Annotated in this window: 26 protein-coding genes; 19 read left to right on the top strand and 7 right to left on the bottom strand. The window is 35.5% G+C overall.

What is annotated here, in order from left to right; translation table 11 throughout:
- Positions 1–6 precede the first annotated feature (6 nt).
- From lpxA to ACSHWW_RS09365, 4 genes are read right to left on the bottom strand one after another with little or no spacing between them, the layout of a single operon-like run.
- On the bottom strand, positions 7–792 hold the full coding sequence (gene lpxA, locus ACSHWW_RS09380; protein ID WP_435682186.1) for an acyl-ACP--UDP-N-acetylglucosamine O-acyltransferase: 786 nt from the start codon (positions 790–792) through the stop codon (positions 7–9).
- Complete coding sequence (locus ACSHWW_RS09375) at positions 792–2,192, bottom strand: bifunctional UDP-3-O-[3-hydroxymyristoyl] N-acetylglucosamine deacetylase/3-hydroxyacyl-ACP dehydratase (RefSeq protein ID WP_435682185.1); 1,401 nt, start codon at positions 2,190–2,192, stop codon at positions 792–794. The genes lpxA and ACSHWW_RS09375 overlap by 1 nt, the downstream gene beginning before the upstream one ends.
- Positions 2,193–3,212: a UDP-3-O-(3-hydroxymyristoyl)glucosamine N-acyltransferase gene (lpxD, locus tag ACSHWW_RS09370; protein ID WP_435682184.1), complete on the bottom strand. Its 1,020-nt coding sequence runs from the start codon at positions 3,210–3,212 to the stop codon at positions 2,193–2,195. It abuts the gene before it with no gap.
- A gap of 23 nt (positions 3,213–3,235) precedes the next feature.
- Positions 3,236–4,462, bottom strand: a complete 1,227-nt coding sequence (locus ACSHWW_RS09365) for an HD domain-containing protein (protein WP_435682183.1) — start codon at positions 4,460–4,462, stop codon at positions 3,236–3,238.
- Between the two features lie 32 nt (positions 4,463–4,494).
- Here ACSHWW_RS09365 and ACSHWW_RS09360 point away from each other — a divergent pair, with 32 nt between their 5' ends.
- The 6 genes from ACSHWW_RS09360 to ACSHWW_RS09335 all read left to right on the top strand — a co-directional run bounded on the left by ACSHWW_RS09360 (position 4,495) and on the right by ACSHWW_RS09335 (position 8,966).
- Positions 4,495–6,045, top strand: a complete 1,551-nt coding sequence (locus ACSHWW_RS09360) for a PglZ domain-containing protein (RefSeq protein ID WP_435682182.1) — start codon at positions 4,495–4,497, stop codon at positions 6,043–6,045.
- Positions 6,046–6,453 (top strand): tRNA (adenosine(37)-N6)-threonylcarbamoyltransferase complex ATPase subunit type 1 TsaE, encoded by a 408-nt coding sequence (gene tsaE, locus ACSHWW_RS09355; protein WP_435682181.1) that lies wholly within the window; start codon positions 6,046–6,048, stop codon positions 6,451–6,453. It abuts the gene before it with no gap.
- Positions 6,454–6,617: 164 nt separating this feature from the next.
- Positions 6,618–6,782, top strand: a complete 165-nt coding sequence (locus ACSHWW_RS09350) for a hypothetical protein (RefSeq protein ID WP_435682180.1) — start codon at positions 6,618–6,620, stop codon at positions 6,780–6,782.
- A gap of 85 nt (positions 6,783–6,867) precedes the next feature.
- A complete protein-coding gene (locus ACSHWW_RS09345; RefSeq protein ID WP_435682179.1) occupies positions 6,868–7,344 on the top strand; it encodes a hypothetical protein in 477 nt (158 codons plus the stop codon).
- A 32-nt stretch (positions 7,345–7,376) separates the two neighbouring features.
- Positions 7,377–8,576 carry an alanine dehydrogenase gene (locus ACSHWW_RS09340; protein WP_435682178.1) on the top strand — a complete coding sequence of 400 codons (1,200 nt, stop codon included), beginning with the start codon at positions 7,377–7,379 and terminating at the stop codon, positions 8,574–8,576.
- Positions 8,577–8,585: 9 nt separating this feature from the next.
- On the top strand, positions 8,586–8,966 hold the full coding sequence (locus ACSHWW_RS09335; RefSeq protein WP_435682177.1) for a DUF4258 domain-containing protein: 381 nt from the start codon (positions 8,586–8,588) through the stop codon (positions 8,964–8,966).
- Here ACSHWW_RS09335 and ACSHWW_RS09330 read toward each other — a convergent pair.
- Complete coding sequence (locus ACSHWW_RS09330; RefSeq protein WP_435682176.1) at positions 8,963–10,129, bottom strand: proline dehydrogenase family protein; 1,167 nt, start codon at positions 10,127–10,129, stop codon at positions 8,963–8,965. The genes ACSHWW_RS09335 and ACSHWW_RS09330 overlap by 4 nt on opposite strands.
- Positions 10,130–10,214: 85 nt before the next feature.
- Here ACSHWW_RS09330 and aroB point away from each other — a divergent pair, with 85 nt between their 5' ends.
- Positions 10,215–11,282, top strand: coding sequence for a 3-dehydroquinate synthase (aroB, locus tag ACSHWW_RS09325; protein WP_435682175.1), 1,068 nt, complete (start codon positions 10,215–10,217; stop codon positions 11,280–11,282).
- A 70-nt stretch (positions 11,283–11,352) separates the two neighbouring features.
- On the top strand, positions 11,353–11,661 hold the full coding sequence (locus tag ACSHWW_RS09320) for a hypothetical protein (RefSeq protein ID WP_435682174.1): 309 nt from the start codon (positions 11,353–11,355) through the stop codon (positions 11,659–11,661).
- 72 nt (positions 11,662–11,733) lie between these two features.
- Here ACSHWW_RS09320 and ACSHWW_RS09315 read toward each other — a convergent pair whose 3' ends face one another.
- Together ACSHWW_RS09315 and sucC are read right to left on the bottom strand one after the other, a co-directional pair.
- On the bottom strand, positions 11,734–12,519 hold the full coding sequence (locus tag ACSHWW_RS09315) for a T9SS type A sorting domain-containing protein (protein ID WP_435682173.1): 786 nt from the start codon (positions 12,517–12,519) through the stop codon (positions 11,734–11,736).
- A gap of 120 nt (positions 12,520–12,639) precedes the next feature.
- The gene (gene sucC / locus ACSHWW_RS09310; protein ID WP_435682172.1) at positions 12,640–13,833 is read right to left on the bottom strand and encodes an ADP-forming succinate--CoA ligase subunit beta; all 1,194 of its coding nucleotides are present in this window, start codon (positions 13,831–13,833) and stop codon (positions 12,640–12,642) included.
- Between the two features lie 806 nt (positions 13,834–14,639).
- On the opposite strand from sucC, the gene lysA reads away from it, so the two are divergent.
- The 11 genes from lysA to ACSHWW_RS09255 all read left to right on the top strand — a co-directional run bounded on the left by lysA (position 14,640) and on the right by ACSHWW_RS09255 (position 23,213).
- On the top strand, positions 14,640–15,854 hold the full coding sequence (lysA, locus tag ACSHWW_RS09305) for a diaminopimelate decarboxylase (protein WP_435682171.1): 1,215 nt from the start codon (positions 14,640–14,642) through the stop codon (positions 15,852–15,854).
- 355 nt (positions 15,855–16,209) lie between these two features.
- The gene (locus ACSHWW_RS09300; protein WP_435682170.1) at positions 16,210–16,335 is read left to right on the top strand and encodes a hypothetical protein; all 126 of its coding nucleotides are present in this window, start codon (positions 16,210–16,212) and stop codon (positions 16,333–16,335) included.
- Between the two features lie 227 nt (positions 16,336–16,562).
- Positions 16,563–16,817, top strand: a complete 255-nt coding sequence (locus ACSHWW_RS09295; protein ID WP_435682169.1) for a hypothetical protein — start codon at positions 16,563–16,565, stop codon at positions 16,815–16,817.
- Positions 16,810–17,247, top strand: a complete 438-nt coding sequence (locus ACSHWW_RS09290) for a hypothetical protein (protein WP_435682168.1) — start codon at positions 16,810–16,812, stop codon at positions 17,245–17,247. Before ACSHWW_RS09295 ends, ACSHWW_RS09290 begins: the two co-directional genes overlap by 8 nt.
- Positions 17,248–17,398: 151 nt before the next feature.
- Entirely contained in the window at positions 17,399–17,806 is a 408-nt protein-coding gene (locus tag ACSHWW_RS09285; protein ID WP_435682167.1) for a hypothetical protein, read from the top strand.
- A 144-nt stretch (positions 17,807–17,950) separates the two neighbouring features.
- Positions 17,951–18,460, top strand: a complete 510-nt coding sequence (locus ACSHWW_RS09280) for a hypothetical protein (RefSeq protein ID WP_435682166.1) — start codon at positions 17,951–17,953, stop codon at positions 18,458–18,460.
- A 214-nt stretch (positions 18,461–18,674) separates the two neighbouring features.
- A complete protein-coding gene (locus ACSHWW_RS09275; RefSeq protein ID WP_435682165.1) occupies positions 18,675–19,343 on the top strand; it encodes a hypothetical protein in 669 nt (222 codons plus the stop codon).
- Positions 19,344–19,619: 276 nt separating this feature from the next.
- Positions 19,620–20,705: an alanine dehydrogenase gene (gene ald / locus ACSHWW_RS09270; RefSeq protein ID WP_435682164.1), complete on the top strand. Its 1,086-nt coding sequence runs from the start codon at positions 19,620–19,622 to the stop codon at positions 20,703–20,705.
- A gap of 121 nt (positions 20,706–20,826) precedes the next feature.
- Positions 20,827–21,549, top strand: coding sequence for a tRNA-uridine aminocarboxypropyltransferase (locus ACSHWW_RS09265; RefSeq protein ID WP_435682163.1), 723 nt, complete (start codon positions 20,827–20,829; stop codon positions 21,547–21,549).
- Positions 21,550–21,768: 219 nt separating this feature from the next.
- Positions 21,769–22,623, top strand: coding sequence for a hypothetical protein (locus ACSHWW_RS09260; protein ID WP_435682162.1), 855 nt, complete (start codon positions 21,769–21,771; stop codon positions 22,621–22,623).
- Positions 22,624–22,787: 164 nt separating this feature from the next.
- Positions 22,788–23,213, top strand: a complete 426-nt coding sequence (locus ACSHWW_RS09255; RefSeq protein WP_435682161.1) for a DNA-binding protein — start codon at positions 22,788–22,790, stop codon at positions 23,211–23,213.
- Positions 23,214–23,260: the final 47 nt, after the last annotated feature.

The following is a 23,260-nucleotide window of genomic DNA, read 5'->3' as shown; positions in this document are numbered from 1 at the left end:
AATATCTTAGTTACTAGTGACGTATCCTCTCATGATACCTCTCTTTGAGTTTTTAATAAATTCTATAATTTCATCACGCTCATTTGTAGCGCTCATCTCTGCTTCTATGATTTGAACGGCTTGTGAAACGTTATAATTTTTTTGGTAAAGGATTCTGTAAATATCCTGAATCTCTCTGATTTTCTCTAATTCAAAACCACGTCTTCTCAATCCTACAGAATTAATCCCAACATAACTAAGTGGTTCACGACCTGCTTTTACAAATGGTGGCACATCTTTTCTTACTAGAGATCCACCAGTTACAAAGGCGTGACTTCCTATTTGACAAAATTGTTGAACGGCAGCCATACCAGCAAGAACAACGTGATCACCTACTGTGATGTGTCCAGCAAGTGTACTATTATTTGAAAAAATACAGTTATCACCTACCACACAATCATGTGCAATGTGACAATAAGCCATGATCCAACAGTTCTTACCTATTACGGTTTTCATACGGTCAGATGTCCCACGATTAATGGTAACACATTCTCTAATGGTCGTGTTATCTCCTATTACCGTAGTTGTGTCTTCATCTTCAAATTTCTTATCCTGAGGAATCGCACTAATTACTGCGCCTGGAAAAATACTTACATTTTTACCTATGCGAGCACCTTCCATAATGGTAACGTTTGATCCTATCCATGTTCCTTCACCTATCACTACATCATTATGAATAGTTGTGAAAGGCTCTATGACTACATTCTTTGCAATTTTTGCTCCTGGATGTACGTATGCTAGTGGTTGATTCATTACTTAACTTTTGAGATTTGTGCCATTAACTCAGCCTCGGCACAAAGGATACCATTTGCATAAGCATAAGCTTGCATGTGACAAATTCCTCTTCTTATAGGAGTAATTAAATCACATTTAAATATAAGCGTATCTCCTGGTGAGACTTTGCGCTTGAACTTTACATTATCCATTTTCATAAAAAATGTAAGGTAGTTTTCTGGATCTGGAACAGTACTTAACACTAAAATACCACCTGTTTGTGCCATTGCTTCAACGATAAGTACTCCTGGCATTACTGGAGCTCCTGGAAAGTGACCGTTAAAGAATTGCTCATTCATAGTCACATTCTTTAAACCGATTACATGAGAGTCTGATAGTTCAAAGATCTTATCGATTAAAAGGAATGGTGGTCTGTGTGGTAATACTTCCATGATTTTCACCACATCCATTAAAGGCTCCTGGTTCAAATCTATTTTAGGCACATTATTACGAGCTTCTAATTTTATAAGCTTAGATAACTTCTTTGCAAATTGAGTGTTCACAAAGTGACCTGGCTTGTTTGCTATGACTTTACCTCTTATTCTTGTTCCTACTAGAGCAAGATCTCCTATCACATCTAGTAACTTGTGACGTGCTGCCTCATTAGGATGATGCAATGTCAAGTTATCAAGAATACCGTTAGGTTTTACGGAGATATTTTCTTTATTAAATGCCTTCTTAAGGTTCTCCATGGTTTTAGGAGATAGTTCTTTATCTACATAAACAATGGCATTATTTAAATCTCCACCTTTTATTAATCCATGTTCCAATAACATTTCAATTTCATGTAAGAAACTAAAGGTTCTAGAGTCTGAAATATGGTCTTTAAAATCTGAGATTTTATCTAAAGTGGCATTTTGTGTTCCTAACACTTTAGTCCCAAAATCAACCATTGTGGTAATTTGGTAACTATCAGCAGGCATGAGGATTATTTCACTTCCTGTTTCTTCATCTCTATATGAGATGATGTCTTTAACCACGTATTCTTTGCGATCTTTATCTAAAGTAACAGTTCCTGCATTTTCAAGAGCTTCAATGAAAAATTTAGATGATCCATCCATTATAGGTGGCTCACTATTGTTAATTTCAATCAAGCAGTTATCAATCTCTAGACCTACTAAGGCAGCAAGAACGTGCTCACATGTATTAATATGAACACCATTTTTATCTAGTGTTGTTCCTCTTTTAGTGTCTGTAACGTAGTTAGCGTCTGCTTCAATGATAGGTTGTCCTTCTAAATCAACTCGCTGGAATTTATATCCATGGTCTGCAGCAGCAGGCTTAAAAACTAAAGTCACATTATTTCCTGTATGAAGTCCTACACCTGATAAGGAGACTTCTTTTGAAATAGTGGTTTGTTTAAAATCTGTTGTAGTCATCTATAATTTCTTTTTTTCTAAATCGGCAACTCTACCATTTAGCTTTTTTAAATTTTTAAAATATACATATGATCGGCTCCATTCAGCATAATTGAACGCTGGAGAACCTTGAATCGTTTCTCCATCATTTATATTTTTACCTACGCCACTTTGCGCCTGGATACCTACATTATCTCCTATATTAATATGTCCTGCAATACCTACTTGTCCACCTATACGGCAGTTCTTACCTATTTTTGCAGATCCAGCTACACCTGTTTGCGCAGCTATTACCGTATTTTCTCCTACCTCAGCATTATGACCTATCTGGATTTGATTATCCAGCTTAGCTCCTTTTTTAATAATTGTAGCTCCTAATGTGGCACGATCAATCGTGGTAAGTGCACCTATATCTACATTATCTTCTATGATCACAATTCCAGTTTGTGGAATCTTACTATAAGTTCCGTCAGCATTAGGCGAGAAACCGAATCCGTCTGCTCCTACTACTGCTCCTGCATGAATCGTGACGTTATTACCTATTACAGAATCTGACATGATTTTTGCTCCGGTATGAATCACACAATTATCTCCTATAGTCACATTATCTGCTATGTGAACTTGAGAAAATATTTTCACATTATCTCCTAACTTTACATTTGCCGAAATATAACCAAAAGCTGCGAGATAAAAGCCTTCTCCTACTGTTGCAGATTCGTGAATAAAACTAGGTTGTTCTATTCCGTTTTTATTGAGTTTCACCATTTGGTAATACTCGAGTAATTTTGTAAAAGCTCCATATGAGTCCTCTACCCTAATCAAGGTTGTAGTGACTTCTTGCTCGGGAATAAAATCTGAATTTACGATTACAGCACTAGCTTTAGTAGTATAAACAAAAGGTGTGTATTTCACATTTGACAAAAAGCTGATGCTTCCAGTCTCGCCTTCTTCAATTTTAGACAATTTAGAAACCTCTACCTGAGAGTCACCTTCAATGGTTCCGTCTAGGATATCGGCAATTTGTTGGATTGTAAATTTCATTGTAGCAAAAATACTAATTTTAGTTAATCCTGAATCTTTGGGTAGCAATAGTAATATTTAGTCACTCGTTTTGTGAGTGCTTTAAAACTTGCTTCCTCGCCAGCCTTGATGAGTTCTACAAGTTTGCCATTTTTGAAGAGAATTTTTATGGGTTTCGCTTTCGCGTAAGCGAGATTATGAACAGCACCAGAGAACACAAAATATTGCGCCTCGTGGTCAGATAAGTCGTGTACCGCTTTTAGTTTATCTTTCTTCTTTTGAAGTTTTTTATCGCTAATAGGTTCTTTTGAAAATTTGATTCTGAGTAATTGTCTATTTAGAATCATAAGACACAGTTCTTGCAACACAAAATCTTCATGCTGTGCTCCCAACTTGAGTGTGGTGATTAAATCTGTATCATCTAATCGAGCAAATCGTTTTAAATTATCATCATTAAAATCCTTAATGCTGATATCGTTTGTTAAAAAGTAATATAGATCTTTAGGTAACTCAACCGTTACACCTTGTTTAAGGAGTTCTTTAATACGTACAAAAACAGATTGTAATAAGTGCTCTGCGCCTATTCCAGTTTTGTGCAGGTAGACTTGCCAGTACATCAACCTGCGGCTGCTTAAAAAGTGTTCTACTGAATAGATTCCCTTTTGCTCAACCACGAGTTCATCATCTTTTACATTAAGCATGGCGATCAATCGCTGGCTATTTATGTTTCCCTCGGCAACACCTGTGTAGAAACTATCTCGTTTTAAATAATCGAGTCGATCCATATCCAGTTGACTTGAGATCAGCTGCATCATAAATGGTCTGTGATATTCTCCTTTGAAAATCTGAATAGCAAGAGTTAAACTACCGTTAAACTCTTTATTCAACGACTCCATAAAAAGGATAGAAATATCCTCATGACTCACGTTATTTATGATGCTGTGCTCCATTGCATGAGAGAACGGCCCATGACCTATATCGTGCAATAAAATTGCTTTATAGAGCGCGTCTTCTTCTTCATTTGATATTTCAACATGCTTAGAGCGAAGCACTTGAACTGCCTTTTGCATTAAGTGCAAGCAACCTAGCGCATGATGAAAACGAGTATGATGAGCACCTGGATACACCAGGTAACTCAATCCCATTTGCGTGATACGACGCAGCCTTTGGAAGAAAGGATGTTCTATGATTGTAAATAAGTCCTCATTAGGAATGGTAATAAAACCATAAATGGGATCGTTTAATATTTTAAGTTTGTTCTGTTGATTCAAATGAACAGCGATTTAATTACAAAGATACTGATATGACCGACATAAAAATCCTTTGGGTAGATGATGAAGTAGATTTATTAAAGCCACACATTATATTTTTAGAGAATAAAGGATATAGCGTCGACACGAGAGTGAGCGGTACTGAAGCGCTGGAAGCGATTGAAGAAGTGCGCTATGACATTGTTTTATTAGATGAAAACATGCCTGGACTAACTGGTCTTGAAACACTTCATGAAATTAAAGAAAAACAATCGCAACTGCCTGTGATTATGATTACTAAAAGTGAAGAGGAATATATCATGGAAGAAGCGATAGGTTCCAAAATCGCTGATTACCTTATCAAACCTGTGAATCCTAATCAGATTTTGTTATCTCTTAAAAAGAATCTAGATCATACCAGATTAGTCTCAAATAAAACCACGTCTGATTATCAACGTGAGTTCAGAAAAATCACGATGGATCTTTCTATGATCAATTCTTACGAGGAATGGGTTCAATTGTATCAAAAACTAATTTACTGGGAACTGGAGCTGGAAGATATTGATGATAGCGGTATGCTTGAAATACTTACCACTCAAAAGAATGAAGCAAATAATCAGTTTTGCAAATTCATAGATCGTAATTATCCAGAATGGTTTCAAGATGAAGATGATGCACCTGTAATGTCACACAACCTTTTCAGAAAAAAGATTGCACCACATTTAAAGAAAGACAAACCTGTACTGCTTGTAGTAGTAGATAACTTGCGCTATGATCAGTTTAAAGTTTTTGAAAACATTATTAATGGTCATTATAAAAAAGAGGTAGAAGAAACGTATTGTTCCATTTTACCTACTGCTACTCAATATGCACGTAATGCATTATTCTCAGGTTTAATGCCAGATGATATGGAGAAAAGACATCCAGATTTGTGGTTGAATGATACTCAAGAAGGTGGTAAAAACATGCATGAAGATGCTTTTCTAACTGCTCAATTAAAACGTTTAGGTCTAGGCTTAACGCATCAATACCATAAAATCACTAGTGAACAACAAGGAAGAAGACTAGCAGATAACTTTAAATCTCAAAAAGATAATGACTTGACAGTTGTGGTATATAATTTTGTAGATATGCTTTCACATTCTAAAACAGAGATGAAAGTAATAAAAGATCTAGCTAGTAATGATAAGTCCTATAGATCACTCACATTAAGCTGGTTTAAAAACTCACCGTTACTTGAGATGATACAACGTGCTCAAGATTTAGGCATGAAATTGATATTAACCACAGACCACGGGACTATTAATGTGACTAACCCTAGTAAGGTTGTCGGAGATAGAGACACAAGTTTAAACTTAAGATATAAAACAGGACGAAGTCTTACTTATGAAGAGAAAGATGTTCTTGCTGCTACAGACCCAAGTACTATCAAGTTGCCTAAAATAAATATGAGCAGTAGTTTCATATTTGCTAAAGGCGATTTATTCTTTGCCTATCCTAATAATTACAATCATTATGTGAGTTATTATAGAAACACTTACCAGCATGGTGGAGTTTCACTAGAAGAAATGCTTATTCCATTTGCTGTTTTTAATCCTCGATAAATGACTATTACTTATCATATAGATGATATAAATCAAGTTGCTAGACAAATTCTAGATCATTCCACTGTAAACACATTTATATTCAATGCTCCAATGGGCGCGGGAAAAACCACGCTCATTACGGCTATGTGCAAACAGTTAGGAGTCACAGATGAAATATCTTCACCTACTTTTTCATTAGTAAATGAATATCAAGGATCTCAAAGAGATATTTTTCATTTTGATTTATACCGATTAGAAGATGAAGAAGAACTTTTTAACATAGGTATAGAAGATTACTTAAGTAAAAATGCAGCAATCTTCATAGAGTGGCCTGAGCTTGTTATGCCTTACCTAGAGAAGTACGTAGAGTTAAATATTGAAATTCTGGACCCTTTTACTAGAAAGGCAACATTAATACTTTCATAATTTTACATTTATTTAACATACGTTAAGCAATAAATAGAGATAAGGTTTCATCTTGGTATTTTAACCGATTATCGAAAGTCTCAACAATTATCTATATTTTTTTGTTGGTTTATACAATTAAACTCTATACATTAGTACCACTTATTTACTTAAACCAAACTATTATGAACAACAAGTCCCTCAAAGCGCTAGCATTGCTAGCAGTCTTTAGCGTTTCAATCGCTGGAGCCGCAGTACAATTTGCGCCACAAGCGCCAACTACGAAGAAAGTTGAAAAGAAAACACTTGCTATTAAATTAGCACATGCAAAAAAGAAAGGTTTACTATAAATCATTCTTTTTGATATCTTTTAAAATCTTCGCTAACGCGAAGATTTTTTTTTGTTATCATTGTAATTAAAGGTTAATAAAGTTTATGTCAAAAAGTAATAGTAGCGCTTTAATTTACGGAACTGTAATAGCAGTTGTGTTAGCTATAATGCCATACTTCTTTTATAGTTACGAAGCAGCGCCTGATAGTTTATATGAATTAAGTTTCTTAAAAACTGTAAATGAAAGCTTGGGTGGTGACGCCTATATTACTACTTGGCTTATTACACTTAAACTAGTTCCCGCGATTTTGTTTTTGGTTTGGTTTCTTACTTGTAAACACTGGTGGTATCATGTGATTATCATCCCATTCTCAATGTATGTTTTTCAACTCATCACTATTTTCATAACTGATGTTGAATATGTAGATCATCATGAGATTTATTTTATTATTCCTGTAGTCATCGCATCGCTTTCTGCAAGCTACTTGGCACGTATTAAGGTTTTTGATAGAATCCATGGAATAGATATTTCTGAAATTGAGGATGACATTAAAAAACCAAGTGATCGTTTCTTCAATTAAAATGACTAATTTTAGAACTAGAAATAGTTTCAATGAGTCTACACTTATCTCCTTTTACTAAAGATCAATTACTACCGCAAGAAGAGCGTTTAGAAATACAACGTTCTAAACAAGAGCTTCTTATAGGTATTCCTAAAGAAAATCAACATCAGGAAAAACGTATCGTTCTTACACCAGATGCTGTTGCAGCATTAACTGCTCATGGACATCGTATTATAATGGAAAAAGGAGCTGGTAACGGTTCAAATTTTACAGATTCTCAGTACAATGAGGCTGGTGCTGAACTTACTACTGATAGAAACAAGGTGTTCTCCTGCCCTACTATTTTAAAAGTAGCACCACCATCCATTGAAGAAATAGACCTGATCAAACCGCAAACCGTTCTCATTTCGGCTTTGCAAATTAAAACACGTAACAAATCTTATTTTGAAAAGCTTGCTGTAAAGAAAATAACAGCTCTAGCCTATGAATTCATACAAGATGATAGTGGCAATTATCCTGCAGTAAGTGCTTTAAGTGAAATTTCTGGGATAGCGTCTATTCTTATTGCAAGCGAGCTATTAAGTAGTGGTGAAAACCGTACCGGACAGTTGTTTGGTAACATTACAGGTGTTCCACCAGTAGATGTAGTAATTATGGGTGCTGGAGTTGTAGGCGAGTTTGCTGCTCGTACAGCACTAGGCTTAGGTGCAAACGTAAAAGTATTTGATAATTCCATAACTAAACTACGTAATCTTCAAGATAAAGTAAGCCAGCAACTATACACTTCAACCTTACAACCTAAATACTTATTAAAAGCTTTAAGACGCTGTGATGTAGTCGTAGGTGCCTTATCCGGCACTAATAGAGCTCCTGTGGTTGTGACCCAAACTATGGTGGAGAACATGAAACAAGGATCTGTAAGTATGGATGTAAGTATAGATATGGGTGGCTGTTTTGAAACGAGCGAAGTCACTACTCACGATAAACCTACGTTTGTAAAATATGGAGTAACACACTATTGCGTTCCTAATATTCCTTCACGTTATTCAAAAACTGCATCAATATCCCTGAGCAACATTTTCACGCCTTATTTATTAAATATTGCTGAAGATGGCGGCATTGAACATGCCATAAGAATGGATAAAGGATTGAAATGCGGTATTTACATGTACCATGGGATTATCACTAATAAATCTGTAGGTTCATGGTATAACTTACCTTATAGCGATGTAAATTTGCTCATCTTTTAAAGAGCGATAATGAAATTTATACAGCGATTAAGTTTTTACCTAGGTGGAGTTTCTATAGGTTTAATTTTTTTAGTTTTTTTCTTAACCGGTAAACGTACTCAATGCACTTGGTTTCCAGAATCAAGAGTACTTGCAGATATAGGTAAGAAATCCATACGATTATCTCCAGAGTTAAGAGAAAATCTTACTCAAGAAGAAATAGACACGCTTAGCATCCAACTTATTTTAAAATATGGTGATGTAGATTTTTCCAAATCAGAGACAGACACTATGCCTTGTAAATTCTACTATATCTCAGGTCGTGAAGAACTTGCAAACACTACACTTTGGGTTAAAAACTGTGAGCGATATGCAACGGTTGAAAAAGTAATTTATACTGAAGAAGATTAAATTCCTCTACGTTTCATTTCTTGTTTAATTAAAATTAGTTCTCGACCTGTTTGCCCAGCTACAGAAGTATTTTCTTGCGCTCTACGTATTAAGTAAGGCATCACGTCTTGTATAGGACCAAAAGGTAATATCTTAAACGTGTTATAATTCAACTGCGCTAGATTAAAGGTCAAGTTATCACTCATCCCGTATAACTGACCAAACCATACATCTTTATGATTTGCTGGAATTCCTTTCTTATCAAGGATTTCCATAGCTTGTAAAGTGCTAGATTCATTATGAGTTCCTATACATAGTTTAATGACATCCAGTCGATCAAGAATAAAAAGCATCACGCTATTAAACATTTCGTCGGTTGCCATTTTGTTAACACAAATGGGTGATTCATAATTCAATTCTTCAGCACGATCGCGCTCTTTTTCCATGTAAGCACCACGTACTATTTTTGCTCCTACTATAAAATTATTTGCTTGAGCGTCTTCATAAAGAGACTTTATATAATCGAGTCGATCGTGGCGATAGCACTGGATCGTATTATAGATGATCGCTTTTTCTTTATTGAATTGCAACATCATATCACGTATCAACTCGTCTGCAGCATCCTGCATCCAGGATTCTTCACCATCAAATAGTAATCCTATATCATGATCATAAGCCGTTTGTGATAATAACAGCACACGATCCTTAATACGTTGCCATTCTTCCTGCTCTGACTCAGATAATACTTTTTTCTCGGTCACCTTTTGCCATATATAAAAACGCCCTATACCTGTAGGCTTTACAACCTCAAATGGAAGTGCATCTACTCCAGCCGCATGTTTAATAAGGTGCAATTTCTTTTCAACGACTGCATTAAAATCTGACTCGTCTTCCTTTCCTTCCACAGAATAATCTAGAATACTACAAACTCCTTTACTACATAATTTATCAACGACTTCTTTGCACTCGTCCTCAGTAGTTCCACCACAGAACTGCTCAAATACGGTATGCTTAATTAAACCTTTCACAGGTAATCTCCATTGCAAAGATTTCATCATCACACTAGACCCAAAATTTACTAACGACGGATAGCCCATCATCTTAAAAATGAAGTGAGATTTACGAAGTTCCCTATTACTTTTAAGTGAAAAAGCAACTTCTGTATTATTGAAAGGATTTTTCATATTCATGTCACAAATATAATAGCAAGCGGTTAATTAATAGCGGTAGAGATTGTACTTTTAACGCTTTCGCGAAAGCTACTATACCATGAACCCAATTTCTATAAAAGACTTTACCATTTACTTTGAAAATCAAGGTTTTGAAGCATTGAATCAATGGATCGATGAACATCAACCTTCCACCATTTTTATACTCGTGGATGATAAGACGATGGAAAATTGTTATCCTTACTTAATCCCAAAGATTGAAACAACCGCAACTATTGAGGTAATTGAAATCGATCATGGTGAGGAATATAAAAATATAGACACCTGTGCAGGTGTGTGGAGTGCGCTGGTGGAACTAGGTTGTGATCGCAATAGTTTGATGATCAATTTAGGCGGTGGCGTGATTACAGATTTAGGAGGTTTTGTTGCATCTACAATTAAACGTGGTATTCCTTTTATACACGTACCTACTAGCCTTCTAGGAATGGTAGATGCCGCTATAGGAGGAAAAAATGGTGTAGATCTAGGACATCTTAAAAACCAAATAGGTGTGATTAATGCGCCAGTGATGACTATAGTTGACCCAACTTTTTTACAGACCTTACCCATTCAACATCTTATAAATGGAAGTATAGAAATGTTTAAGCATGGATTAATAAGCGATCGTGTGTACTGGAATGATATGAAGAATTCTACAGATTTTCATTCAGATACTTTTAATTCACTCATTTATCAAAGTGCCATTATTAAAAGCGATATCGTTTCTATGGATCCTCTTGAGCAAGGTGCTCGCAAAGCACTTAATTATGGACATACGGCCGGTCATGCCATTGAATCCTATTTGATGGAGCATGATACTAAAGATGCCGTTTTACACGGCGAAGCTGTGGCCGCTGGAATTTTAATAGAATCTTTTTTAAGTATTAAATATGCCCATTTATCTCAAACGGCATATGATGATATTAAAGAATGGTATCATGGATTGCAATTATCTTTCTCATTTGACGAGGATGAAGTAAAAGAGATGATTGAACTGATGAAATATGACAAAAAGAATAGTAACGGGCAGATAAAGTTTGTTCTACTGACTCAAATAGGAGATTTTATAACTGATCAAGTTGTTGACAAACAAGATATTATAAATGCTTTTCAAGAACTCAAAAAATAATATACCAACTTTCCTTTTGAATTTGTTTAATAGTATTTTTTATATAATTTAGTTTAACCTAAATGTTATTATGAAAAATGTAATTGTAGATTATAAAAAACTTACTCCAGACGTTCTTACTCTTCTGGTGGAACGCTATCCTGATGGTTATGGAGATGATGACATCATTTCTTTCCGCAATCATAAGAATGAACTTATAGAAGCCGTAGAAGTAAAAACTGAGGATACTAAATATCTCGTTAAGATTTCTAAACGTCTTTCTATGCAAATGGAAGCATTTGATGAAGACGACTATGATGAAAAAGACATGCACGATCCAGATGCTTTACCTGAGATGGATCCTAATCAACAAGCACCTGAAGATTCTAAGGAAGATTAAAAACTGATAGTTCTACGATATAAAAAATGCCTCTAATTTCTTAGAGGCATTTTTATTAATGACTAGTTCTAGTTACTTAATAAACTTAATGGTTTGAACCTGATCATCAATAATTACTTGTGCTAAGTACATTCCACTAGATAATTCAGATACGTTCACTTCATAATCATTTGAGTCTGCTATTAAAGTTTGAATTAACTGACCGTTCATATTCATTATCTCTATTTGAGCACTTTCTAACTGACTGTGTGATAGGAACAAATTCTTTACACTATTCTGATAATAATTCACCTGTTCCAGCGCTACATCTTCATTTGACAACAAAGAAACTGGTCTGATGCGCAGATTATTTAAGTAAGTTTCCATAGTTGAAAAAAATGTCAATCCAGCTACTAGACAAGATGATACATTAAGTGCATTTGCAGCGGTTCCAGAGTCTGGGATAAAAGTTCCTCCATTACCTGGCGGAATATTAGTTTGTCCCATGATCAAGTTATTATTATCGTCGGCAATTACAAATGTGTGTACGGAACTAGTTCCATTATTTAAATAGTCCACACTTATAAAATCAAAATTCTCTGAAGATCCAGCCTTTATAAGTGAAAAAGTCCAGTTCTGTTCTGGTCTTCCTCCACCGGTTGCTTGAAGAAATAAATCACCAGTTCCATTATCAAATAATGTTCCCGGACTGGTTGATCCATGCACCGCTGTTAAACGGTAACCTATTCCATTTAAGAATACGTCTTGTGTTACGGTATTCCCTGAAACTGTAGCATTATCAAAATCAAACTCGATAAATTGAGCCTGAGCTGTATATGAAAATAAAGATGCGATGAGCAATAAGTATAAGTGTTTCATAGTCGGTAGGTTAAATTCAAAGTTAATAAAGTAAAACTAAATAAGAAACACAAAAAAACCACCTTGAAAATTCAAAGTGGTTTTGATATAATTTAAGTTGAGTATTAACTCAAGTTTTATTTATTGAATTACAGCTTGTACTTTATCTGCAGCTTCTTGGAATTCTGTAGCACTTTGTACATCCATTCCAGAGTTGTCTATAAGTTCTTTTGCTATCTCAGCATTAGTTCCTTGTAGTCTTACGATAAGTGGAACATTCATAGCGTCACCCATGCTTTTCTTTGCGTCTATAATACCTTGTGCCACACGGTCACAACGTACGATTCCACCAAAGATGTTTACAAGAATAGCCTTCACACCTTTATCCTTAAGAATAATTTTGAATGCTTCTTCTACACGTTTAGCATCGGCAGTACCACCTACGTCTAGGAAGTTTGCAGGTTCTCCACCAGCTTGTTTAATAAGATCCATTGTTGCCATAGCAAGTCCAGCTCCATTTACCATACAACCTACGTTACCATCTAGATCTACGTAGTTCAATCCTACAGCTTTTGCTTCAACCTCAGTTGCGTTTTCTTCACGTGTATCTCTCATTGCTTCAAGATCTTTGTGACGGAATAATGCGTTTTCATCAAGTGTGATTTTACAATCTACTGCGATGATCGTGTTATTACTTGCTTTTAATACTGGATTGATTTCAAATAATGCCGAATCAGACCCTACGTATGCGTTATATAATGCGCTTACAAACTTAGTCATCTCTTTAAATGCTTTACCACTTAATCCTAAGTTAAAGGCGATGCGTCTTGCCTGGAATGCTTGTAATCCATGTGCAGGATCAACAGTTTCTGTAAAGATTAAATGCGGCGTCTCCTCTGCAACAGTCTCGATATCCATTCCACCTTCAGTAGAATACATGATCATGTTTCTTCCTTGTGCGCGATCTAGAAGTACAGACATGTAGAATTCCTCTACCTCTACTTCTCCTGGTTCATAAACGTCCTCAGCGATAAGAACTTGGTGTACACGTTTCCCTTCAGCACTAGTCTGTGGAGTTACGAGATCCATTCCTATGATTTGACCAGCGATTTCTTCAACTTGTTCAAGATTTTTGGCAAGTTTAACTCCACCACCTTTACCACGTCCACCAGCATGTACTTGCGCCTTTATAACGTGCCATCCAGTACCAGTTTCTTCAGTTAATTCTTTTGCAGCTTTTACAGCCTCGGCAGCAGTAGTTGCTACTTTACCACGTTGAATGGTTACACCATAACTAGCTAGTATTTCTTTTCCTTGATATTCGTGAAGATTCATAAATGTTCTTTAAGGTTCTATTTTTAAGTGTAGCAAAAATAAGAAAGTGAATCTTCAATTTGAAATAAATAAACTTTTTTTAAGAACAGGTTGTTAGTATTTCAATTTGGTAATTTGATAATGTGCTAATTAGTTAATTATCAATGGTTGAAAAAGGATTGGATTTTTAAATATAAGATTGAGTTTGAGAAAAGTTATCGTTTTTCAACCTTTCCGACCAATAGTCGCGTTGCTCTTATTGCCCACCTTTCCTTTTCTAAGGAAAGGAGCTTTTACATTTTAGAATTCCAGAAACCCAGCAACCCAGAAACCCAACAACCTAATCACCCAAAAACCCAGAAACCTAATCACCCAACAACTTAGAAACTCATAAATCTTCCGTGAATATCCATCCCATGAGCTCCGCTCCGTATTTTCAATTGAATTATCATTTAATTGTGATAGCCTTCAAAGGAAGGAGCTTTTACATTCTAGAATTCCAAAAACCCAGCAACCCAACAACCCAACAACCCAAAAACCTAATCACCCAACAACCTAGAAACTCATAAATCTTTCGTGAACATCCATCCCATGAGCTACGCTCGGTATCTTCAATTAAATTATCATTTAATTTCGATAGCCTTCAAAGGAAAGGAGCTTGTACATTCTAGAATTCCAAAAACCCAGCCACCCATAAACCCAACAACCCAAAAACCCAACAACCCAACAACCTAATCACCCAACAACCCAGAAACAAAAAAACTTTACCATTTCCTTCACAATTATTCCTATTAGTCTATTAATTTTGTAGGCTTAATTTTTTAAGCATGCAATCACAAGATTTAATGAACATTGCACAGGAACACGGTAGTCCTGTCTATGTGTATGACGCGCATCGTATCGTGTCGCAGTATGAACGTTTGACGTCCGCTTTCGCGCAAGCGAAATCACTACGTATTCACTACGCAGTAAAAGCACTGTCTAACTTATCTATCTTGAAGCTGTTTAAACAGTTAGGCGCTGGACTCGATACCGTGAGTCTACAGGAAGTACAGTTAGGACTAGCTGCTGGCGTGGAGCCGCACAAGATCATTTACACGCCTAATGGTGTGTCGCTGGAAGAGATTGAAAAGGTCGCCGCTATGGGCGTGCAAATCAATATAGACAACCTGTCTATTCTCGAGCAATTTGGTTCCAAGCATCCTACCATTCCTGTATGTGTACGTATTAATCCGCATGTGATGGCTGGTGGAAATGCAAATATTTCTGTAGGTCACATAGATTCTAAATTTGGTATTTCTATTCATCAAATACCGCACTTATTGCGCATAGTGGAGAACACTAACATGACCGTTAACGGTGTGCACATGCATACTGGTAGCGACATACTTGACATAGGCGTGTTTCTTTATGCGACTGAGATCCTTTTTGAAACGGCAGCAAAGTTTAAGGACCTGGAGTTCATCGATTTTGGGAGTGGTTTTAAAGTACCTTATAAAGAAGGCGACGTTTCTACAGACATAGAAGATCTAGGCGAGCAACTGAGCGAGCGATTCAATGAGTTCTGTAAGGAATATGGTCGTGATATCACGCTAGCATTTGAACCAGGGAAATTCCTAGTGAGCGAAGCTGGATATTTCCTTGCCAAAGTCAACGTGGTGAAACAAACCACGTCAACCGTTTTTGCAGGAATAGATAGCGGCTTCAATCACCTGATACGACCTATGTTATATGGTTCCTACCATGGGATTAAAAACATCTCAAATGAGACTGGCCGCAATCGTTTTTACAGCGTGGTAGGTTATATATGTGAGACTGACACCTTTGCCCAGAACCGTCAAATAAGCGAAATCACAGAAGGCGACATTCTCGCTTTCTCAAATGCTGGAGCATACTGCTTCTCTATGGCGAGTAATTATAACTCACGCTATCGCCCTGCCGAAGTGCTGTGGCATAACGGAACAGCACACCTTATAAGAGAACGCGAGACCATGAAAGATATCTTAAAACATCAGGTTCCTGTAGAACTGGAACTCGTGTAATTAGTTTCTTAACTGAATTTCCGCACTTGCTTGTGCTGAGTTTATCGAAGTGATGCGGAATCTGATATTATAATGACAAAGATTTTAAAAAGCTCAACCGTAGGTTGGGCTTTTTTTTTGCCCCATAGTCCTGCAGCCATTACTCCAACTGGGAAAATAACAGCGGCATGATTTTAAAAAACTTGTATTGCCGCACATGCTGCATAATCTCTTCTCCTTACCACTACTCCATTTTATACCGCTTACGCGAAAAGATAATTCTAAAACCTCATTGCGAGGAGCAATAGCTGCGTAGCAAACTGTTTTGTTACAAACGACAAGTACTTTGCCCTAATTTATTACCAACATTTATCGAATGGAGAAACTAACAGCGATGTGTTTCATGAATAGTTCTTCTCATCGCAAAGGATCAACCAGCTATAGCAATTATAAATTACAAGTCTCCCAACCTACTCAATTGGCTGGAACGGCAAAGGTGTAAAACCTCTTGATCTTTAGTCTTCTTGTACTTGTTCAAGTAACGCCAGCCGCTAGGAAACTTGCAAGAACATCGCATAAAGCGAATAAGACGTTTTAAAGGCTTAATGCGAGGCTGTGATTTATCCAAAATTTCATAACTTCACTACATCTATTTATAAACCAAAAGGACACAGCGTACCGGCTAAAACGCCTCACTCGCCTTATACCTTTGCCGTTAGGCAACATTAGATGAAACAGTATATCGACAAAATATCAGAATTAATTAAACCAAAAGGAATTCGATACGAAATTCATTCTTTTGATTCTGGTGCATTTATGGTTGATATTTGGATAAATAATGATTTTTACTGTATTCAACTTTTCGAAAACGAATTTGGAATTAGTCAAGTAACTGAAGAAATTGATTTTAGCACAATTCCTGACAAAACATATACTGAATGGGAAAGCTTCAAAACAGAATTAGAAAAAGTGATTAATGAATAAACCTGATTTCCTATTCTTACTACTTGGAGCAAGTTACGCTTCTTTCAAATTTGCTAAAGAATTTGTGAAAAATGACTTAAAATCTGAATTCAAATATGATTTAGAATTAAATATTTCTCACGACAATCCTGAATTAAAACAATTTGACATTTATCCAGAGGATAACGGTAAAAAATACTTTGACTTAACTGACAAAGAAGTAGTCGAAATTCTATGTAGAAATGATAAAGTTCCTGTTTGGATTGATATTGCAGTTTCTAAATCTGACAGAAAGAAAACAACATTTAAACTTTTATGTGCAGGTAGATATTCTAATGATAAAAATGAATTTTATTATGCAGATGGAGGCTCAGGACCTTTTGGAATTAAAAGTCCAAACCATCCTATTGGATATAAAGAAGGAACAAAATTTAAACTGAAAAAGAAATAACGATTGCCTAACAACGTATAAAATTAATTGCTAGTTCAAGCCTACTTACGAAAATCCTAGCGGATTTTCTATTCGGTTTGTATTTGCTAAATTCGTTGCTTAACCACGCAACTAATCTTATACAAAACCGTTGTACAACATTTGACCAAAAATGCCGATTAGACGAAATACAGACCAAAAAAGTAAGACTCTGACTGAATTTTACACCGAAGTAAAAAATGAATCTAATGTCGTTTCAAAAGGTATTGGAACATTAATGCTGAATTGGATTGAAAGAATTAACTCGGAATTTATAGAAACGGAAATTTGGGGATTAACTTCTCATTACCATCTGATTTTACAAACCGAAAATGATTACACGTCTAAAACTTATGTGATTCTGACAACTGGAATGGACGAATATCATATTGAATATCTGATTCCAAAAGAATCGGAACCTTGGGAAAACGCATATGTGAAAGGAGCAACTAAATCTTTAGAAACCGCAATGAAAATGTTAAAATCTGCAATGTTGAATTCTAAAGGTTGGAGTGAATCGTCTGAATTAAAAATTGATTAAAAACTGGTGGTAACAACGTGTATAATTAATGGCTAGTACTCGCCTACTTACGAAAATCCTCGCGGATTTTCTATTCGGTTTTTATTTGCTAAATTAGGTGCTTAAACACCCCACTAATCATACACAAGACCGTTGCCCACAATTATGAAAAAGAGCAGTTTAATAATTTTTACCGTAGTTTTTTACCTCATTAGTTGTGGAACAAAACCACTATCGGAAAAGTTTGTAGAAATTGAAAAAACTGACTTAATGTATGGCGGAATGATAAAATCCGCAAATCCATTCCAAATTGAAGGCGACAATGGGAAAAGATATATTCGAGAAAAAGGTGGTGTTGGCGGAATAAACCTAAAAACGCCTGAATTAGAAAAACTATATGGAGCGGAACAAATGGTAACCGACAGCACAAAAGCCAAACTGATAATCGATTTTCCTTTAGATAGAATAATAGGTTACGAAATTGAAAATGAAAATGGATTTAAAAGGAAAGACTTGGTGTTGGAATTGAGCAAAGCCTATTCTGCGATTTACGCTGATAAAGAAAAGTACGGAATTTGTTGTGACGAACTTGAAGATTTAGAATTAAAAATGGTAGTTGTTTACGAAGTAAATGGGAAAATTTATTTAGAATCAAAAGTAGAATCGAAAAAATAACTGTGGGCAACAATGTATATAAAAAATAGCGAAAGTCATTGCTAATACAAAGGTTCGGGCATTTTTTCGAGGTCGCCAAATTTTTAAATTTGACGATTCCCAATAAAAAAATAAATAGTAAAATTTAAAAATTCGGCTTGTGTTCAACCGAATGGTTCGTGCGTTTTTTTCGCCCTACTATTCTTATACAATTCCGTTGTAAGCAATTTGAGAAATGGGAATACTATCAAGCCTTTTTAGAAAAAAATCAAGCAAAGTGAGTTTAATACTTGATGAGAAAGGACTAAACTCAATAGGTGGAAAGGCAAAATCTGAAATTGAGATGCCTGAATTAGAAACAAGTCCAATAGTTTATTTTGGGTTTATTTCTAAAAATGAAAGTTACATGCCATCAATTGATTTCGATTTACATTTAATTTGCCCAATATTTATTGACCTTCAATCACCTGTCTTTTTTGACTACTCTGACCCCAAAAAACCAAAACTAATAAGAGAAAATGTTTCTTCAAACTTCAATCAAATATTTGAAGACATTCCTTATGATGCTTATATTGAATTTAAACAAATGAATTTCAGTTTTGATAACATTTCACCTGTCAAAATAAAGGTTGGAAATCAAGAAATTGAAATGGTTCCAGGAGAATTTGGTCATACTGGAATACCGAATTGGATTCACAAAGAAGAATGGCTGAATTGTCCAATTACTGGAAATAAAATGGAGTTTCTATTTCAATTAGGAGATATTGATGATTGCGAAACTGTAAAAGGAAAAGAAATTTTGGATAAAGAATCATTTGACCAATACTTACATTTTGGACACGGATACTTATATGTGTTTTATGAACCAAAATCTAAAGTTATTGGATATTTGAATCAGCTATAAAAACTACTCATAACAAAGAACCGTGGTTAAAAACAACGCTGCCTCTTCATTAATTTGAGACATTATTATTCTAGGCTCATAGATTTATTTGATTGATGCTGGAGCTTTTTTAAAATCATAAAAATCTACAAATAACCACTTACACCCTATTAAAATTAGGGTACAAACCTATTTATAAATACTTTTATGTAAAACTACCCTATAAATTATAGCCTTTACCCTTCAATAAGTCAATAAAAAATCACAACTTCGGTTTTTATTTAAAATATCGTAAAAATGATTGTAGGGATTCCAAAAGAAATTAAGAATAATGAAAGCAGAGTGAGCATGACACCTGCTGGGGTTTATGAAATGGTGAAGAACAACCATACCGTTTACGTGCAATCCATGGCTGGAGAAGGAAGTGGTTTCTTTGATAATGATTACGTGAGCGCTGGAGCTACCATTTTAAATACCATTGAAGAAGTTTATGCAACGAGCGAAATGATCGTTAAGGTAAAGGAACCCATTGCATCAGAATATGATCTAGTAAAAGAAGGACAAATACTTTTTACTTATTTCCATTTTGCTTCTAGCGAGCCACTAACTAAGGCTATGATTAAGGCTAAAGCTATATGTATTGCTTATGAAACCGTAGAAGATGCCGAAGGTACGTTGCCACTACTTACACCTATGTCTGAAGTTGCAGGAAGACTGGCCATACAGCAAGGTGCTAAATATTTAGAAAAACCTGTAAAAGGTAGAGGTGTTTTACTAGGTGGTGTTCCTGGCGTTGCTCCAGGAAAAGTATTGGTTTTAGGTGCTGGCGTAGTAGGAATTCAAGCAGCCAAAATGGCGGCAGGACTTGGTGCTCACGTCACCATTATGGATATTAACATGAAACGCCTGCGTTATGTAAATGACGTCATGCCACCACATGTAGTTACAGAATTCTCTAACGAGTTCAACATTAGAAAGCACATTAAAACACACGATCTCATCATAGGTGGCGTATTGCTTAAAGGTGCCAAAGCTCCAAATTTAATAACGCGCGATATGCTCAAAGAAATGCGTCCAGGAACAGTAATTGTAGATGTAGCCGTAGATCAAGGTGGTTGTGTAGAAACTACCCGACCTACTACTCATGAAGATCCTATCTATATCATTGATGACGTAGTGCATTATACAGTAGCAAATATGCCTGGTGCGGTTCCTTACACTTCTACAGTAGCACTAACTAATGTAACTTTGCCTTATGCGCTGCAACTAGCTAATCAAGGCTGGAAAAAAGCAACTGAAAATAATGCTAGCCTACATACAGGACTTAACATCATATCTGGTAAAGTAGTTTATGAGGAAATAAATGAAGCCTTTGGCTGGTAAAACAAGGTGTTAACTTATTAAAATGGTAGGTTTCATGTTTATATAAATTAAAAACCTTATAATTCCTGGCTCATAGATTCAATAGTTCGATTATTGAATCCATTAGAAAACATAAAACATATTGCAACTAGCTTCACATCATCCAAGAACCCAATGTTACAAATGCATGCGACCAGTAAGCACTTGTATTTGTGAGCACATCGCTCCTATCCAGACTAGGACTCATTTTGTTATCCTTATGCATCCTAAGGAGTATAAAAAACAAAAGAATGGTACGGGACACATGACGCAATTGCAACTTGAAAATTCAGAGATTATCGTAGGTGTAGATTTTACGCATAACGATCGAGTGAATGAAATCCTGAATCAAGAAAACAGTTCTTCTTTCTTATTGTATCCAGGAAAAGGAAGCTTCAACCTGTCGGTGCGTAGTAGCTCAGAGAAGAACTCATTTATGGGGAATGCCCCAAACCTATTTATACTAGACGGAACCTGGCCATGCGCTCGTAAAATGCTTAAGCTGAGTCTTAACTTGCAACAACTTCAACGGGTGAGCTTTGATAACACGATTAAGTCAAAGTTCATCATTAAGCAACAACCAGAAGCACTCTGCTTGAGTACCATTGAATCTGTCCATACGGTCCTAAATTTGCTTCAAGATGGTAATTTTGAGGACTGTGAGAATACAAAATTTCTTGTTCCTTTTGAAAAAATGATTGAATATCAACTGGAATATATGAGCAACCCAAATAGTGATAAGTTTTGTTCCTCTATAAATGACTCAATTACTCCTAAGGATAGATATAAAAAGAATTCACAGCGAAGTACTATTCTTGAGAAATAATAGATACAATACTGAATTGATATTTGAGCCATTTATAAAATAGAAGAACGGTTTTATAATAGACTACAGTTTATGGGATCGCAGGATGATGATTAATTACGCTTTCGCGAAAGCGATAAATGACTAACATACAGGTAATTGAACTATACAACTCTTATCTTAAACTTTAAAAATATAATATAGTTGTATCTTTTTTTCACAATTTAAAAATCTTGAATAATGAAAAGATATTTGCTCTCAATCCTACTTTTAGGATCTTTATTATTTACCTCTTGTGGTTCTGGAATTCCTATTGAATACCTAGAGATAGAACCAGCTCAAAACACCTATACCAAGACCATTCTAGAAAATGAAATTAACGGTGTAGAAGTGGAACACGTAGCACTTAATGGAGCACATGCACTTGAGAACAAGGCTGTAGATGGTTATAAATTTATTTATCTTTTTGTAAAGGGAAATGGAACGGTAAATGCCGCTGGTAAGGATTATGAGATCGTCCCAGAGACCATATTGTTACCTAACGCTATTCCTACTATTACAGTGAATACAACAGTAAATGATACCTTACATTACCTTAAAATATCGAGTAAATTAACTACTCAAGATCTTAAGGATCTAGAAACCTTTCCAGCAGAAAACACGCAGCAGGTTTATTATGCAAAGTTTACCGATTGTAAATCTTACACAGAACCTATTAAAAGTCCTAATACGGTAAGTCGCACGATATTGCCTAATCAATATATTCCTAGAATAGCAATGGGAACCGTACAAACCACAGGTCCTGATGCGGTAGGTGCTCATGAACACCCTATGCTAGAACAACTCTTTCTAGGCTTAACTAATAATAATTGCACTGTCTATGCAGACGATGCTCAGGTGGATTTCCCAGAGTACTCTGTACTTCATATTCCGCTAGGATCGAGTCATTCAGTGTCTGTAGAAAAAGATGAAGTGATGTATTATGTATGGATGGATTTTTTCAAGGATAAAAAGGGAGAAGAATGGTTAAAAACTCATAATCAAGATGAAGATCATGATGATGATGAAGATGAGGATCATAAAGAAGCAGAATAGAAAACTAAATCATTTTATAGAATTCTTTAAATGCTCCTATCATCTCAAAGAAGATTATAGGAGCATTTTTTTAATTGTAATTATAAGGCACAGATGAATTCCTTAAAACAGCTTAAAAGTCGGCAATTTTAAATAATTTCACGGCTCAATAAAAACGCAACGCAATGGATTTTAATGTAGGAGATCAAGTGGACTTAATTATAGTCAATGAAACACCTCTAGGTTACACAGTAATGATAGATGGAGTTCATGAAGGACTGCTTTATAGAAATGAAGTTTACGTAGAACTAGAAGATAATTCAAAGCACACTGGCTATATTAAAAACATAAGAGAAGATGGAAAAATAGATGTTTCTCTGAGACCTCAAGGTTTTCTCAATGTAATCGATAGTGACGTGGATAAAGTGATGTCTTTATTAAATGAGAGTCCTTATGGTTACTTGCTCTTAACAGATAAAAGTCCACCAGATCATATACGCTATCACCTCAACATGAGTAAAAAGGCTTATAAGAAAGCCCTAGGAAGTCTCTACAAGCAAAAACTCATTACCATTTCTGAAGATAAGGTGGAGCTTGTGGATAAAAAATAATTCAATTTATAGTTTGTTGAAAGCTTAGAACTACTGTAAATTTTCTT

It is taken from the genome of Nonlabens sp. (assembly GCF_051251825.1).
GTDB lineage: Bacteria > Bacteroidota > Bacteroidia > Flavobacteriales > Flavobacteriaceae > Nonlabens.
The sequence above is the reverse complement of the archived record's forward strand: the minus strand, read 5'-3'. Positions and strand labels throughout refer to the sequence as shown.

Coding starts and splice junctions, on each gene's coding strand:
- ACSHWW_RS09285 (WP_435682167.1), top strand. CDS start 17,399: ATGCCGATTAGACGAAATACAGACCAAAAAAGTAAGACTCTGACTGAA.
- ACSHWW_RS09295 (WP_435682169.1), top strand. CDS start 16,563: ATGAAACAGTATATCGACAAAATATCAGAATTAATTAAACCAAAAGGA.
- ACSHWW_RS09290 (WP_435682168.1), top strand. CDS start 16,810: ATGAATAAACCTGATTTCCTATTCTTACTACTTGGAGCAAGTTACGCT.
- ACSHWW_RS09345 (WP_435682179.1), top strand. CDS start 6,868: ATGTCAAAAAGTAATAGTAGCGCTTTAATTTACGGAACTGTAATAGCA.
- ACSHWW_RS09280 (WP_435682166.1), top strand. CDS start 17,951: ATGAAAAAGAGCAGTTTAATAATTTTTACCGTAGTTTTTTACCTCATT.
- tsaE (WP_435682181.1), top strand. CDS start 6,046: ATGACTATTACTTATCATATAGATGATATAAATCAAGTTGCTAGACAA.
- lysA (WP_435682171.1), top strand. CDS start 14,640: ATGCAATCACAAGATTTAATGAACATTGCACAGGAACACGGTAGTCCT.
- ACSHWW_RS09255 (WP_435682161.1), top strand. CDS start 22,788: ATGGATTTTAATGTAGGAGATCAAGTGGACTTAATTATAGTCAATGAA.
- lpxA (WP_435682186.1), bottom strand. CDS start 792: ATGAATCAACCACTAGCATACGTACATCCAGGAGCAAAAATTGCAAAG.
- ACSHWW_RS09330 (WP_435682176.1), bottom strand. CDS start 10,129: ATGAAAAATCCTTTCAATAATACAGAAGTTGCTTTTTCACTTAAAAGT.
- ACSHWW_RS09335 (WP_435682177.1), top strand. CDS start 8,586: ATGAAATTTATACAGCGATTAAGTTTTTACCTAGGTGGAGTTTCTATA.
- ACSHWW_RS09315 (WP_435682173.1), bottom strand. CDS start 12,519: ATGAAACACTTATACTTATTGCTCATCGCATCTTTATTTTCATATACA.
- ACSHWW_RS09360 (WP_435682182.1), top strand. CDS start 4,495: ATGACCGACATAAAAATCCTTTGGGTAGATGATGAAGTAGATTTATTA.
- ald (WP_435682164.1), top strand. CDS start 19,620: ATGATTGTAGGGATTCCAAAAGAAATTAAGAATAATGAAAGCAGAGTG.
- ACSHWW_RS09260 (WP_435682162.1), top strand. CDS start 21,769: ATGAAAAGATATTTGCTCTCAATCCTACTTTTAGGATCTTTATTATTT.
- sucC (WP_435682172.1), bottom strand. CDS start 13,833: ATGAATCTTCACGAATATCAAGGAAAAGAAATACTAGCTAGTTATGGT.
- ACSHWW_RS09300 (WP_435682170.1), top strand. CDS start 16,210: ATGGAGAAACTAACAGCGATGTGTTTCATGAATAGTTCTTCTCATCGC.
- aroB (WP_435682175.1), top strand. CDS start 10,215: ATGAACCCAATTTCTATAAAAGACTTTACCATTTACTTTGAAAATCAA.
- ACSHWW_RS09350 (WP_435682180.1), top strand. CDS start 6,618: ATGAACAACAAGTCCCTCAAAGCGCTAGCATTGCTAGCAGTCTTTAGC.
- ACSHWW_RS09340 (WP_435682178.1), top strand. CDS start 7,377: ATGAGTCTACACTTATCTCCTTTTACTAAAGATCAATTACTACCGCAA.
- ACSHWW_RS09375 (WP_435682185.1), bottom strand. CDS start 2,192: ATGACTACAACAGATTTTAAACAAACCACTATTTCAAAAGAAGTCTCC.
- ACSHWW_RS09320 (WP_435682174.1), top strand. CDS start 11,353: ATGAAAAATGTAATTGTAGATTATAAAAAACTTACTCCAGACGTTCTT.
- lpxD (WP_435682184.1), bottom strand. CDS start 3,212: ATGAAATTTACAATCCAACAAATTGCCGATATCCTAGACGGAACCATT.
- ACSHWW_RS09275 (WP_435682165.1), top strand. CDS start 18,675: ATGGGAATACTATCAAGCCTTTTTAGAAAAAAATCAAGCAAAGTGAGT.